The organism is Pyrobaculum sp., from assembly GCF_049971835.1.
Classification (GTDB): Archaea; Thermoproteota; Thermoprotei; order Thermoproteales; family Thermoproteaceae; genus Pyrobaculum.
In genome coordinates, this window is sequence record NZ_JBMFKV010000423.1 from 1 (window position 1) to 525 (window position 525).

The window sequence follows — 525 nt, forward strand, 5'->3', positions numbered from 1 at the left end:
GCTGTTTTGAAACAGGCATTAGAAAGCAACAGCGGAGAGAGGTGGAGGGAGTTCTACAACGTATTGAATAGGCTGGAGGAGGCCGAGAAGAGCGTGCTGAAGATCGCGGAGGAAGCGGAACGCGAGCTTAACACAATCGCCGTGCATCTAAAAACCGCGGCTAAGGGCGCGGAGGCGCTGAAGGGGGTGGCGGAGTGGGTAGAGGTGGACGCTAGGGGGACTAGGGAGCTGGCGGAGGCGACTAAGGACGAGTTGTCTAGATTCTCCGGCGTCAGCTACGGCACAAGGGCCGTGGCGTATCTAAAAGCCGCCGTCAATGACAACATCGTTGGCTTGACTGTGCTGAGGGCTTTCGCCGCGGAGGACTTAGCCACCCTCGTGGCCAACACGCCGTACAGTGCATATATCAAGTTGTGGGAGAAGGCGCCGGACGTCAAACGCGGGCGGCTGAGGGACCTTCCGCTTGAGGAGAGGCTGGTGGTGGAGCTGGGTAGAGTTCTGAAAGAAGCGAAGGAGCGCGAAGAG

General features: G+C 58.9%; 1 protein-coding gene. It reads left to right on the forward strand.

Going from position 1 to position 525, the window contains the following annotated elements:
• The coding region (locus ACP5J3_RS15070; protein ID WP_428496416.1) for a hypothetical protein at positions 1-525 on the forward strand (525 nt) is incomplete at both ends.